At 56.2% G+C, this 13,188-nt stretch carries 10 protein-coding genes; 4 read left to right on the plus strand and 6 right to left on the minus strand.

Going from position 1 to position 13,188, the window contains the following annotated elements; translation table 11 throughout:
* Positions 1–108 precede the first annotated feature (108 nt).
* Both J9880_RS17965 and J9880_RS17970 read right to left on the minus strand, forming a co-directional pair.
* On the minus strand, positions 109–1,317 hold the full coding sequence (locus J9880_RS17965; protein WP_095922113.1) for an FAD-dependent oxidoreductase: 1,209 nt from the start codon (positions 1,315–1,317) through the stop codon (positions 109–111).
* A 249-nt stretch (positions 1,318–1,566) separates the two neighbouring features.
* The gene (locus J9880_RS17970; protein ID WP_195817152.1) at positions 1,567–2,859 is read right to left on the minus strand and encodes an MFS transporter; all 1,293 of its coding nucleotides are present in this window, start codon (positions 2,857–2,859) and stop codon (positions 1,567–1,569) included.
* A 142-nt stretch (positions 2,860–3,001) separates the two neighbouring features.
* Between J9880_RS17970 and J9880_RS17975 the strand changes: the two genes are divergently transcribed.
* The 4 genes from J9880_RS17975 (at position 3,002) to J9880_RS17990 (ending at position 7,928) form a co-directional block, all read left to right on the plus strand.
* Positions 3,002–3,901, plus strand: coding sequence for a LysR family transcriptional regulator (locus J9880_RS17975; RefSeq protein WP_119826145.1), 900 nt, complete (start codon positions 3,002–3,004; stop codon positions 3,899–3,901).
* Positions 3,902–4,069: 168 nt separating this feature from the next.
* Positions 4,070–5,293: a sugar metabolism global transcriptional regulator Mlc gene (mlc, locus tag J9880_RS17980; protein ID WP_095922110.1), complete on the plus strand. Its 1,224-nt coding sequence runs from the start codon at positions 4,070–4,072 to the stop codon at positions 5,291–5,293.
* Positions 5,294–5,615: 322 nt separating this feature from the next.
* A complete protein-coding gene (gene bioD, locus J9880_RS17985; RefSeq protein ID WP_095922109.1) occupies positions 5,616–6,302 on the plus strand; it encodes a dethiobiotin synthase in 687 nt (228 codons plus the stop codon).
* Between the two features lie 129 nt (positions 6,303–6,431).
* Positions 6,432–7,928, plus strand: a complete 1,497-nt coding sequence (locus tag J9880_RS17990) for an MDR family MFS transporter (protein ID WP_232769709.1) — start codon at positions 6,432–6,434, stop codon at positions 7,926–7,928.
* Here the strand turns inward: J9880_RS17990 and J9880_RS17995 are convergent.
* From J9880_RS17995 to araA, 4 genes are all read right to left on the minus strand, one after another.
* Positions 7,925–9,583 (minus strand): ABC transporter permease, encoded by a 1,659-nt coding sequence (locus J9880_RS17995; RefSeq protein ID WP_232769710.1) that lies wholly within the window; start codon positions 9,581–9,583, stop codon positions 7,925–7,927. The two genes, J9880_RS17990 and J9880_RS17995, sit on opposite strands and share 4 nt — an antisense overlap.
* A 47-nt stretch (positions 9,584–9,630) precedes the next feature.
* Positions 9,631–10,572 (minus strand): ABC transporter substrate-binding protein, encoded by a 942-nt coding sequence (locus tag J9880_RS18000; RefSeq protein ID WP_232769711.1) that lies wholly within the window; start codon positions 10,570–10,572, stop codon positions 9,631–9,633.
* Positions 10,573–10,649: 77 nt separating this feature from the next.
* Positions 10,650–11,399, minus strand: a complete 750-nt coding sequence (locus J9880_RS18005) for an ABC transporter ATP-binding protein (RefSeq protein ID WP_095922105.1) — start codon at positions 11,397–11,399, stop codon at positions 10,650–10,652.
* Positions 11,400–11,662: 263 nt separating this feature from the next.
* Positions 11,663–13,168, minus strand: a complete 1,506-nt coding sequence (gene araA, locus J9880_RS18010; RefSeq protein WP_095922104.1) for an L-arabinose isomerase — start codon at positions 13,166–13,168, stop codon at positions 11,663–11,665.
* Positions 13,169–13,188 lie beyond the last annotated feature (20 nt).

Raw genomic sequence — 13,188 nt, forward strand, 5'->3', positions numbered from 1 at the left:
CGTTTGAGCAAACTTCAACTTATTGATTTCGCTTTAATACCCCACCCCAACCCTCCCCTTCGCAGGGGAGGGAGTTGACCGTGCACATCATTCTGTTTGCCTGAAAAATCAAAGCTTCGGGATTTCCCGATAAAACCCGACCCCAATCAGACGGCCGAACAAAAACGGAATGAATTTCCGCCCGCGCAGCCACAATTCCATACGGGATGGCGGTCGGGTGCGCTTCTTCTGTCCTGCCTTACTGATCATAATCTGTAACGCCTGCGTGGCCCAGGTCGGGAACGTCCGGCGGCGCTGGATACGTTTTAAGTGTCGCAGCGTCAGGCGTCCGGCTTTCAGCGGCTCAGTAATGATATTCGCCGTCGCCACTGCATCCTGAATCGCCAGATTCACGCCGACGCCGCCAATCGGTGACATCGCATGGGCCGCGTCGCCGATGCACAGCAATCCCGGTTTCGCCCATTCTTTCAGGCGGTCGATACGGATCACCAGCAGGCGCACATCGTCCCAGCCGGTGATGTCTTCCTCAAGCCGTGCGCGTTCGAAGGGTGACACTTCCGCCAGGAGGTCGAGAAAGGGCGCGATGCCCTGTGCTTTAAGCGTATCCAGGCTGTCTTTCGGGATCGAATAACCGCACTGCCAGTAATCGCCGCGGTCGATCATGATGAAGTTTTTCTTCGGCCCGCGATGCCCCATCGACCACTGCGGATCGTCCGGGCGTTTGTTGATTTTCAGCCACAGCACGTCGCGCGGTGCGCCATAACGGCGGATTTCCATCCCGGCCTGTTCGCGTACGACCGAATTACGCCCGTCACAACCCACCACTAAATCGGCGTCAAAATGCCGCGTTTCGCCGTTTACGTCTGCCACAACGCCTGAAACCTGACCGGTATTCTCCAGTAACGACAGCACCTGCGCGTTATGGATCAGACGGAAGTTCGGCAGTTGCGCGGCTTTGCTGGCGATAAAATTGAGGAAATCCCACTGCGGCATAAAAGCGATAAATTTACACTGCGTCGGCAGGTGGCTGAAATCCGCCAGCGTGGTTTCCTTGCCGTTGATTTCGCCGTAAAGCTTCTCTGCGCGCTGATGTGGCAGGGCGAGAAACTCATCGAGAAAACCCAGTTGCCAGATGATGTCCAGCGTCGAAGGATGAATGGTGTCACCGCGAAAATCGCGCAAAAAATCGCGATGTTTTTCCAGAACCGTGACGTCAATCCCCTGACGCGCCAGAAGATACCCCAGCATTAATCCTGCGGGACCGCCGCCGACAATGCAGCAGGATGCCGCTGTGGAAGTCTCTGTGTTCGCTGTCATACCTGCCTGCCTTACCGGATGAATTTACATGATAACAATTATCATTTGCACCGGTGTGCGTCAATTCATCCCGTGCGACATCTCAGAACATTTCCTGCACAGGGGCGTAACAAATCCTGTCCTTTTTGCACCGTTGAGCAGGTGGAGGAGTTTTCTCATTTGCTCCTCCCCCTGCGAAGGGGGAGGTTGGGAGGGGGTTTTAAGGGCTAACACCCTTTGTGTTCTGGTCTATTAAAAGTTGACACCCCATTAAGCGGCTTTTGCCTCAGAAAGCCGCATCAACCGGACCCCGACGCCCACGCCGGCAATCAGCATCAGACTGATAAACCCGGTGATCCCGTACCATCCGTACGCGTGCCAGAAGAAGCCGCCTAATGTCCCGGCGACGCTCGATCCCGCGTAGTAGCTGAACAGATATAAAGACGAGGCCTGACCTTTCGCACGACGCGCACGACGGCCGATCCAGCCGCTGGCGACGGAGTGGGCGGCGAAGAAACCGCCGGTGACCAGGATCATACCGATGAAAATCAGCCAGACCGGTGAGAAGGCGGTGATCACAATCCCCAGTAGCATCAGCGCCGTCGCGCCGATCAGCACCGGCCCGCGGCCATATACACCGGTCAGCACACCGGCTTTCGGCGAACTGTAAGTACCCATCAGATAGACGATGGAGAGGATCCCGACAATCGCCTGACTCAGGTTGTAAGGTGATGACAGCAGGCGGTAACCGATGTAGTTAAACATGGTGACGAAACTGCCCATCAGCAGGAAACCTTCGGCGAAAAGTAACGGTAAACCGCTGTCGCGCCAGTGCAGTTTGAAGTTAATCAGCAGTTTGCGTGGTTTCAGCGAACTGGCACGAAAATGCTTAGACGGCGGCAGGATGCGCCAGAACATGATCGCCGCCGCGAGGGCGAAGAAGCCCACCACGGCCACGGCGATACGCCATGAGAAGAAATCGGTCAGGACCCCGCTGACCAGACGGCCACTCATTCCGCCGATGGAGTTGCCGCTGATGTACAAGCCCATTGAGAAAGCCACCACGCTGGGGTGAATTTCTTCGCTGAGATAGGTCATCGCCACCGCCGCCACGCCGCTCAGCGACAGGCCGATCAGGGCGCGCATAATCAGAATGCCATCCCAGCTTTGCATAAACGAACACACCAGTGTGCAACCGGCGGCAAGCAGTAACGCCACCACCATCACCGATTTTCGCCCGACGGCGTCAGATACCGGCCCGGTGAACAGCAGGCCAATCGCCATTAAACCGGTAGATAACGACAGCGACAAACTGCTGGTCGCCGGTGAAACACCAAAATCATGCGACAGCACCGGCAGGATCGGCTGAACGCAATACAACAACGCAAAGGTCGCCAGACCGGCTGAAAACAATGCCAGCGTGACGCGGATAAATTGCGGTGTACCACGTTTGATAAAAGGGGTTTTAAGACCGGAGCGGGCGACAGGGGTTTCGGGATTTAACTCGTCGTCGTTAACTGAATCACTGGCTGGTGCAGCGGAAATCCGCCGGGAGGTTTTCACTGTAAGTCCTTAATACGGGGTGCTGTAAAACTTAATTTTAAAATGTGTAAGAATTTTAACGCTGAGGCAGTTATTGTCTAATATATTAATTACTCGAAAACGATATGTTTAAAGTATCAATCAGGACACATTGATCGCCACCATGAATCACATCGAACTCCGTCATTTGCGTTATTTCATCGCCGTGGCTGACGAACTGCATTTTGGTCGCGCTGCAGAACGTTTGCATATTTCCCAGCCGCCGCTGAGCCAGCAAATTCAGGCACTGGAAACCCATCTCGGGGCGGCGCTGTTTTACCGTAATAACCGCAGCGTGCGGCTGACCCAGGCGGGGCAGGCTTTTTTGCAGGAAGCGCGGCAGATTTTACAGCGGGTGGATGAAGCCTCGGCGCAGGCGGCGCGGATACATCGCGGTGAGTCAGGCAACCTGACGCTCGGGCTGACCTCTTCAGCCCCGTTTCTGCGCCGTGTGTCCCGGACGTTGCACCGTTTCCGTCTGACCTATCCGGGCGTCAATATACGTATCGAGCAGCTCAACAGCAAACAGCAGATCGAACCGTTGCTGGAGGGAAAACTGGATCTGGGCATTATGCGTAACGGCGAATTGCCGGACGAGCTGGAACATCATCTGGTGCTGTCCGAGCCGCTGATCGCCGTGGTGCATAAAGACCACCCGCTGAATGCCCTGGCCGACGGGGAACTGACCTTTCAGCATCTGGCCGATCAGCCGTTTGTTTTTTTCTCCAAAGATGTCGGCACGTCACTGTACGACGATATTCTCGGCCAGCTGAAAGCGCAGGGGATCACGCCCTTTATCACCCAGGAAGTGGGCGAGCCGCTGACCATCATCGGGCTGGTGGCGGCCGGGCTGGGAGTCTCCATTTTGCCAGCGTCTTATCTGCGCATTCAGGTCGAGGGCGTGCGTTATTTGCGGTTTGGTGAAATGCAGGGGACGACGGAACTCTGGCTGGTGAATCACGCACGGCGTCCGGTGACCGCCGCGACACGCGCTTTTATGGATTTGCTGTTACACGAAGAGTGAAGGCGGCGAGGGCCGAACATGCTGTATTTCCAGTCAATTCTGAGTACCTTTTCACGTAATTTGTGCACCAAATCACATAACGAATCAAATAGTTGACGACATATGACAAAAACCCCAACATAGCCCTAATCTTTATTTTGAAGCGCGAAAATAACAGGAGTTCCTTGAGTGATCCCCGACGGGCAACCAGGACATATAGATCAAATTAAACAAACCAATGTCGGTGCTGTGTACCGCCTGATAGATCTGTTTGGTCCCATTTCGCGCATAGAATTGTCGAAAAAAGCACAACTGGCACCCGCCAGTATTACCAAGATTGTCCGCGAGTTATTACAGGCGCATCTGGTGTTGGAAACGGAATTTCAGGATCCCGGCAGCCGGGGGCGTCCGGCTATCGGCCTCGCGCTCGACACCCAGGCCTGGCACTACCTTTCAGCCCGTATCAGTCTCGGTTCCATCACGTTAGGTTTACGCGATCTCAGCAGTAAGCTGGTGGTGGAAGAAGTCCTGCCACTGCCGGAGCAGGCCTCGCAACCGCTGCTTGGCCGCATCATTTCTGAAATCGATCAGTTTTTTATCCGCCATCAGCGCAAACTCGAGCGCCTTACCGCCATCGCCATCACCCTGCCGGGCATGATCGACGCCCGTCGCGGCATCGTTCACCGTATGCCGTTCTATCACGATGTGTTCGATATGCCGCTGGGCGATACCTTGTCTGCTCATACCGGTTTGCCGGTGTATGTGCAGCATGATATCGGTGCCTGGACACTGGCCGAATCGCTCTACGGTGCCTCGCGTGGCTGTAAAAATGTGGTGCAGGTGGTCATTGACCATAACGTCGGCGCAGGGGTGATCACCAGCGGACGGGTGTTACACGCGGGCAGCAGCAGCGTGGCAGAAATCGGCCATACGCAGGTGGACCCCTACGGTAAGCGGTGTTATTGCGGCAATCACGGTTGCCTTGAAACTGTCGCCAGTACCGACAGTATTCTGGAGCTTGTTCGTCAGCGGTTAACGGTACCGGTTCCAGCCAGTTTATTGCACGGTGTGTCACTGACCATCGAAGCGGTATGTGATGCCGCCAACCGGGGCGATCAGCTGGCGCGGGATGTGATCATCAGCGTCGGGCAGAGCGTCGGGCGTATTCTGGCGATCATGGTGAATCTGTTTAATCCCGAAAAAGTGCTGATTGGCTCACCGCTTAATTTATCTCAGGATATTCTGCATCCCGCGATAATGTCCTGTATTCAGCAGCAATCACTTCCCGCTTATAGCGAAAATATTAAACTGGAATCCACACAATTTTATAATCAGGGCACCATGCCAGGGGCGGCATTAGTGAAAGACGCCTTATATAGCGGATCACTTCTAATAAAATTACTGCAAGGCTAATATCCTTCATACTTAAAATTACCTCTGGGTGGCTGCGTTCTTTCGCCCGAATCACTGACTTATGTCAGCTCATCGGGACTTTCTCACTTGCCGCCTTGCCGTAATTTTGATTATTTTGGATATTCCTTTACTGTCTGTTTTAAATAAAAAAGCGATAACCGTTTCGCCGTCACCGCACTATCAGTCAACAAAACATTGCGCTAACGCAAACCGCTCTCATCCCGCATCGCCTAGACTTTCTGTCGTTACTTTGTCTCTGGCGCGGTTTTCTTACCGGAGACTATCTTTCAATAAGACGGAGAGATCCCGGAGCCTGAATTCCATGTTAACGCACTTTTTCGTCACGGGTACGGATGCCCGTGTAGGTAAAACCATTGTCACACGTGCCTTGCTTCAGGCCTTAGCCGCGCAGCATCGCTGCGTTTTAGGCTATAAACCTATTGCAACTGGCAGCCAGGAGCTGGCCGACGGGGTTCGAAATAAAGATGCGGTAACTCTCCAGCAGTCATCTTCTATTTCTTATCCTTTTAATAAAATAACGCCACTGGCATTAACGGATGAAGATATTTATGCCAGTCATATCCCGGATAATGTTTTTGAAATAATGACGAATGGCCTCAATTTCATGCGTGAAGAGGCGGATTCTGTTGTTGTAGAAGGTTGTGATGGCTGGAGGACATTGATTACCCCACATCTTTTATATTCTGACTGGGTACGCCAGCAAAATATGCCGGTGGTATTAGTGGTCGGTATTCAGGAAGGGTGTGTCAGTCATGCCTTATTAACCGCACAAGCGATTATTGCCGACGGACTGCCGCTGCTGGGCTGGGTGGCGAACCGCATCAACCCGTGTCTGGCACACTATCAGGAAACCATTGACGCCATCAGCGCCAATATTTCCGCGCCGCTGCTGGGGGAAATTCCGTATCTGCCCCGGGCGGAAAGTCGCGATATGGCGAAGTTTATCGACCTGTCCAGCTTCAATCTGAAGACGCTGGCAAAAGCCTGACGGTGACGTTGTCACGGAAAATCTGTCCTGAAGAGGCGCTGAGTGCACAACTCAGCGCCTCTTTTTTGTCTATAATCGGGTATCTGCCTGAGTGCATTCATCAAGACAAGTCTAAAGAAAACAGGGAATATGGCCGTCAATCATTCTGATGTAAACACATCTGCTGTTAAATCTTCTCACCGCCCCCTCATTCTGACCGCCTGCATGTTGTCGATGTTCATGGCCGCCGTGGAAGTGACCATTGTGGCGACCGCGATGCCGACCATTATCGGTGATCTCGGCGGCTTCTCGCTGCTGGGCTGGGTGTTTGCGGTCTATCTGCTGACGCAGGCGATCACTGTGCCGGTTTACGGGCGACTGGCCGATCTCTACGGGTGCCGCAAAATGTTTTTCATCGGCACCACGCTGTTTTTGATCGGCTCCGTGCTGTGCGGATTTGCGCCTTCCCTTGGCTGGATGATTGGTTTCCGTGCCTTGCAGGGGCTGGGTGCCGGGGCGATCACGCCGATAGCCACCACGCTGATTGCCAATGTGTATGGCCCGCAGGAGCGGGCGAAAGCGCAGGGGTATTTGTCGAGTGTCTGGGGCGTGTCGGCAATCGTCGGGCCGCTGATGGGCGCGTTTATAGTCTCGCATTTTCCGTGGGCGGTGGTGTTCTGGGTGAATGTGCCGATCGGTCTGGTGGCGATGGTCATTCTGGTGAAATACCTGCCGCCCGACGGCCAGCGTAAACCGCATCAGCTGGATCTGGCCGGTACCGGTTATCTGACCCTTTCTGTCGCGGCATTATTGCTGGCGCTGTTGCAGGCCGAAGTGCTGGGTTACTGGGCGCTGGCGCTGATCGCGTTTGCCGTGTGCAGCGGATTACTGCTTATCCGTCAGGAGCGTAAAACGCCGGAGCCGTTATTCCCGCTGGCGCTGTGGGAAAGTAAGGTGATTATTGCCGGTAATGTCGGGGGTCTGATCATCGGCGCGACCATGATGGGGATCAGCGCGTTTTTACCCACCTATGTTCAGGGCGTTCTCGGCGGCACACCGCTACAGGCGGGCACCACACTGGCGCTGATGTCGATCGGCTGGCCGCTGGCGAGTATGTTCAGTGGCCGCCTGATGCGGGCAACCTCGTACCGCGCAACGGCGGTCACTGGCGGAGTATTGCTGGTGGGCGGCAGTCTGGCGTTGCTGCTGCTTTCACCATCGTCCGGTTTATGGATGGCGCGGCTGGCGGCCTTTTCGATTGGCGCAGGGATGGGGCTTTCTAACACCACTTTTATTGTTTCGGTACAAAACAGTGTGGAACCGGCTATCCGCGGCATTGCGACCGCGTCCACACTCTTTACCCGTATGCTTGGTTCCGCCATCGGCACGGCGGTGCTGGGGGCGACGCTGAATCTCAATCTTGAATACCGCCTGCCACAGGTAAACGATCCGGTGCAGCAACTGATGGAGAAAGCCACCCGCAGCACGATGGGTAGCCAGCAACTGAGCGCGCTGACCGACAGCGTGGCCGCCTCGCTGCACTGGGTGTTCGTGGTCTCGGCGGTGATTTCTGTGCTGGCAGTCGCCGCCGGTTTACTGATCCCGTCCGGCGACCGCCCGCATACTGAACCTCAGCGGGAAAGCTAAGCCGCAGGCCGTTGTTGCAGCCTGACGGCGATTAACATCAGCGTCAGGCTGATAAACACGGCCACCGACGCCATCGCCATACCATCGCCCACCGAACCCTGTTCAAACTGCCGCCAGACATACACCGACACCGTTTGTACGCCCGCCGGTGACAAGAGCAGGGACGTCACCAGTTCGCGCGACGCCACGGCAAATACCATCATCATCGACGCCAGCAGGCTGGGAAATACCAGCGGCAGCAAAATCAGCCGTAATGTCTGTGCCGCCGTCGCGCCATGCACCCGGGCGGCGGCATCCAGATTGCCACCAATCTGCTTCAGCGCCGCGCTGACATAGCGCACCGGGTAAGGCAGCAGCAGGCAGCAATACGCCAGCAGCAGAATGCCCCAGGTGTTATACGGCGTGACCGGCCAGAAGCTGCGGTTCCACGCCAGAATCAGGCCGACGCCGACCACAATTCCCGGCAACGCGGCCGGTAACAGCGACAACCCATCGATCATCGCCGCCCCGCGAATTTTACGCGCCACCACCAGCCACGAGGCCAGAAAGCCTGTCGCCCCGGCGATCAGCGCTGTGCCCAGCGCCAGACTGAGGCTGGTCGACAACGCACCGAGCGCGTCGCCGTGGGCGGCAAACAGGTTGCCAAAATGCCGCAGGGTCAGGTTGGATACCGACAAGCCGCCGGAGAGGGTGCGGGAAAACGCCGTGGCCAGCATGGAGACCACCGGCAGCGCGACGGCGATCAGCGCGACACAGGTAAAGAGTATCAGCACCGGTAGCGTCCAGCCCGCCAGCGTTTTTTGTGTCACGTCCGCCGGTTTGCCGGTCATGCTTTCGACATTTTTGCCTGCCAGCACGGCGCGCTGGACGCTGTAAGCACACAGCGCCATTGCCACCAGCATCAGCGACAGCACCGCCGCGCCCGGCAAATCAACCGGCCAGTCGGCAAGGCGCTGTTCAATGCCGGTAGTCAGCATCAGGATACCGCTGCGCGACCCCAGCGCACCGGGTACGCCGTACTCTTCAATCGACAGGGTAAACGCCAGCAGCAGGCTGGAGGCGATAGCCGGTAACGCCATCGGCAACGTGATACGGATAAACGCCCGCCACGGCCCCGCGCCGTGAATGCGCGCGACATCGGCCAGACGACTGCCGCTGGCGGCCATGCTGCGTGACACCGCGAAATACACCACCGGGAACACATTCAGCGTCATCACCGCTACCATGCCCGGCAGGGAAAACAGAAAATCATTCAGATGCAGCCACGGCAGCAGTTGCTGCGCATAACCGTTGGTCTGTAACGCCAGCATCCACGACAGCGCGGCAATGTACGGCGGCAGCAGGAAGGGCACCAGAAACAGGATGTCCCACAGCGCGGCGGCGGGCAGGGCGAAAAGACCGCGCAAGGCACCGAGCGGTACGCCAATCAGCCCGCTGCACAACGCCACACCCAGACCGACTTTTAATGTGGTGGCAAACAGTTCCTGTAACTGAGGTTCGGCGAACACGCGGCTAAAAGCACTGAACGGTGCGGAATAACTGCCGGTATCGAGATGCGGAAAGACCGCCTGTAAAATCACAAAACTGACCGGTACCGCGACCAGCAGCAACAGCGCAATACCCGTTACGCCCGGCAGGAAAGCATTTCTATTCATTGATTACATCTCAGAAGCGGGCTGCTTTTTAACAGCCCGAGAAGGAATTATTGCTGGCCGAACAGTTTCGCAAAGCGGTCGAGAACCTCTTTACGTGACGCAGAAGCCTGTGAGGATTCCGGTAATAATTTCAGTGATTTAAACAACGGACGTTTGGCCTCGATATCGCTACGGGCAGGCATCAGCCAGGCATCGGCGACCAGTTTCTGACCTTCCGCAGACAGTGCGTAATCGATAAAGGCTTTGGCTTCCTTCTGTTGCTGGCTGGATTTGAGGATCATCATCGGGCGCGGGGCGATCACCGTGCCGCTTTCCGGGAAAATCACTTTGACCGATTCACCGTCCTGCACGCTGGCGTAAGAGACATAATCCACCGCGCCGAACACGGCGGCTTTCGCCCCCTGTAACACCGGCGTCAGTGCCTGTGCGTTTGGCCCTGCGATGATCATGCCGTTGGCTTTCAGATCTTCAAACAGCGTCCATGCCTGCTGCGCGTGAGCATTTTGTAACCCGATCAGCAAATCCAGAGAGGCACCGGAAAGCGACGGGTCCGGCGTGGTGACTTTGTCTTTGAATTCCGGTTTGGCTAAATCGCCCCAGTCTTTCGGTTCCGTGGTGCCGCTTTTGGTGTTCCACACAATCCCCAGTGCGGAAATTCCCTGAGCGACGTAATACGGCGTTTTGAACTGCGCCGGAACCTGTGCCGCATTCGGGCTTTGGTATTCGAGCAGCCAGCCGCGCTGTTCAAGATCGGTGGCGGTATCCCAGGACGCCGAAATTAAGACGTCCGCGCGCGGGTTGGCCTGTTCGGCTTCCAGTCGCGCCATCACTTTGCCGGTGGTTGCCTGAAACACATCGACTTTCACGCCGGTTTGTTTTTCATAGCCTGCGGCCAGTTTTTTGGCCAGAGAACCCGGCCCGGCGGTATAGAGCGTCAGCGCCTGCGCATTGCCGGCGGCCATTGCGAGAGAAAGAGTCATTGCTGTCATTACGCCTGTTTTGGTACGGGAGAACGTGTGAGGAGTTTTATTGTGTGTGCGGTTCATCATTTTCATTCCATCAAAGGTTAAGCAACAAAAGGGGAAACAACGGAAGGGTCAGTCTGGTCAATGCTGACGATCGCGCCTTTATCCATCCGCGCGATGCAGTGAGCGAGTGTGCGGGCTTCATGCTGATCGTGAGTGACATACACCGCCGTGGTGCCGAGCTGGCGCAGCAGGGTCGCCATTTCGTCGCACAGACTTTCGCGCAGGTCACGGTCAAGGTTCGACAGCGGCTCGTCGAACAGCAAAATGCGTGGCTCGGCGACAATTGCCCGCGCCAGTGCCACACGCTGTTGCTGACCACCGGAAAGTTCAGCAGGGCGGCGCGAGGCGAAATCCGCCAGCCCGACGCGGGCCAGTGCGGCGATCACTTTTTCCTGTTGCACCGCGCCACGGATACCGCGCATCTGCAACGGAAACGCGACGTTCTGGCGCACGGTCATGTGCGGCCACAGGGCGTAATCCTGAAACGCCATGCCGAGATTACGTTTTTCCGGCGGCAGGCTGAATGTTCCGCTGGCGACGATATCGCCGCCGAAACTGATCTGCCCCGACGCGGGATGGAGTAACCCCGCCAGCATTTTCAGCAGCGTGCTTTTTCCGCAGCCCGAAGGGCCAAGCAGCGCGAGAACCGTCCCTTCCGGCACGGATAAATTGACGTGATTGAGTACCTGATTGTTCCCAAAGAAATGGGACACCTGATGAATGGCGATAGCAGGAGGAGAAGACATGCGCGACGGCGCATTCCCGCTGGTATGAGCTGGAATGATCATGGTTGGTACTATCCTCTTTGGGATTTAATTGTGGGGGTGAGCGTAAAGGGGGAATGTGACGGACGGATGACAGTTTGTGTGGGTTCTTGTCGGGGAGGCGTACGAAATGTGAAGACTGGCTGGGACGACTCCCTCCCCTGCGAAGGGGAGGGTTGGGGTGGGGTATTAACGAAAAATCAAAGAGTTGAAGTGTGCTTTTACAGAGTGTTTGGCTTTAAAACCCCCTCCCGGCCTCCCCCTTCGCAGGGGGAGGAGCAAATAAATCAGCGATTGCAAAGCTTGTAATACACCTCATTCCAGCGGATCTGATTCTTGAAGTCCGGCAGCGTGGTGTCGTTATCAATCACCAGCAATTCAATCCCGGTAAGTTCCGCATACAACCGCAGGGCGTCGATATCCAGCGCCTGTGAGAACACGGTATGGTGCGCGCCGCCGCCGAGGATCCAGGCTTCTGCCGCCGTGGCCAGTGATGGCTGGGCTTTCCAGATCGCGCGGGCCACAGGCAGTTTTGGCAACGGATGTGGCTGTTCAACGGTATCCACCAGATTGACCAGCAGACGGAAACGGTCGCCCATGTCGATGACGCTGGCGTTAACCGCCGGGCCTGCCGGGGTGGAGAAGATCAGACGCGCCGGATCCGCCTTGCCGCCTATGCCGAGGTACTGCGCATCAAGCAGCGGTTTTTCTTCTTTGGCAATCGACGGACACACTTCCAGCATGTGCGAGCCGACCACCAGATCGTTGCCCGGTTTGAAGTGGTAGGTGTAATCCTCCATGAACGAGGTGCCGCCTTTCAGACCGCTGGCCATCACTTTCATGATGCGCAGCAGGGCTGCCGTTTTCCAGTCGCCTTCGCCACCGAAACCGTAGCCTTTTTGCATCAGACGCTGAACCGCCAGCCCCGGCAGTTGCTTCATGCCGTGCAGGTCTTCAAAGTTGGTGGTGAACGCGCCGAATTTGCCTTGTTCGAGGAAACGGGTCATCCCCAGCTCGATTTTTGCCGCATCCAGCAGATTCTCACGACGTTCGCCGTTAAGTTTAACCGCGTCGGTCAGGCGGTAGGTGGCTTCGTATTCTTCAATCAGCGTATCAATATCGCCTTTGCTGACTTCGTTGATCACGCTGACTAAGTCACCGATCCCGTACGCGTTGATGCTGTAGCCGAACTGGATTTGTGCCGCGACTTTATCGCCTTCGGTTACCGCCACTTCACGCATGTTGTCGCCAAAACGCGCCACTTTCAGGTGCTGACTTTCGTTTTTCGCTGCCGCAACGCGCATCCACTGGGCGATACGGCGATGGGATTCGCCATCCTGCCAGTGACCGGCGACCACGGTGTGCTGCTGACGCATACGGGCGCCGATGAAACCGAACTCGCGGCCGCCGTGTGCGGTCTGGTTCAGGTTCATAAAGTCCATGTCCATGGTTTCCCAAGGAATTTCAGCGTTGAATTGCGTATGGAACTGCAACAGCGGTTTATGCAGGATGCTCAGACCGGCGATCCACATTTTGGCCGGGGAGAAAGTATGCAGCCAGGTGATGATCCCCACGCAGGCATTGTCGTAGTTGGCTTCGCGGCACAGCGCAGTGATTTCATCCGGCGTGGTGACCAGCGGTTTAAGTACCAGTCTGACCGGCAAACCGGCTTCGCTGTTCAGGCTATTGACCACCTTCTCGGCGTTCTCTTTTACCTGACGTAACGCTTCCGGTCCGTACAGATGCTGACTGCCAATGGCGAACCACACTTCGAGATGTTTAAACGCGTCCATTTGTAACTCCTGAATATCGG

It is taken from the genome of Rahnella victoriana (genome assembly GCF_021276285.1).
In the GTDB taxonomy this organism is placed as follows: Bacteria; Pseudomonadota; Gammaproteobacteria; order Enterobacterales; family Enterobacteriaceae; genus Rahnella; species Rahnella victoriana.

Excerpts from the sequence above, each read along its gene's own strand:
- J9880_RS17965 (WP_095922113.1), bottom strand. The coding sequence starts at position 1,317 with ATGACAGCGAACACAGAGACTTCCACAGCGGCATCCTGCTGCATTGTC.
- J9880_RS17975 (WP_119826145.1), top strand. The coding sequence starts at position 3,002 with ATGAATCACATCGAACTCCGTCATTTGCGTTATTTCATCGCCGTGGCT.
- bioD (WP_095922109.1), top strand. The coding sequence starts at position 5,616 with ATGTTAACGCACTTTTTCGTCACGGGTACGGATGCCCGTGTAGGTAAA.
- J9880_RS17990 (WP_232769709.1), top strand. The coding sequence starts at position 6,432 with ATGGCCGTCAATCATTCTGATGTAAACACATCTGCTGTTAAATCTTCT.
- J9880_RS17995 (WP_232769710.1), bottom strand. The coding sequence starts at position 9,583 with ATGAATAGAAATGCTTTCCTGCCGGGCGTAACGGGTATTGCGCTGTTG.
- J9880_RS18000 (WP_232769711.1), bottom strand. The coding sequence starts at position 10,572 with ATGACAGCAATGACTCTTTCTCTCGCAATGGCCGCCGGCAATGCGCAG.
- J9880_RS18005 (WP_095922105.1), bottom strand. The coding sequence starts at position 11,399 with ATGATCATTCCAGCTCATACCAGCGGGAATGCGCCGTCGCGCATGTCT.
- araA (WP_095922104.1), bottom strand. The coding sequence starts at position 13,168 with ATGGACGCGTTTAAACATCTCGAAGTGTGGTTCGCCATTGGCAGTCAG.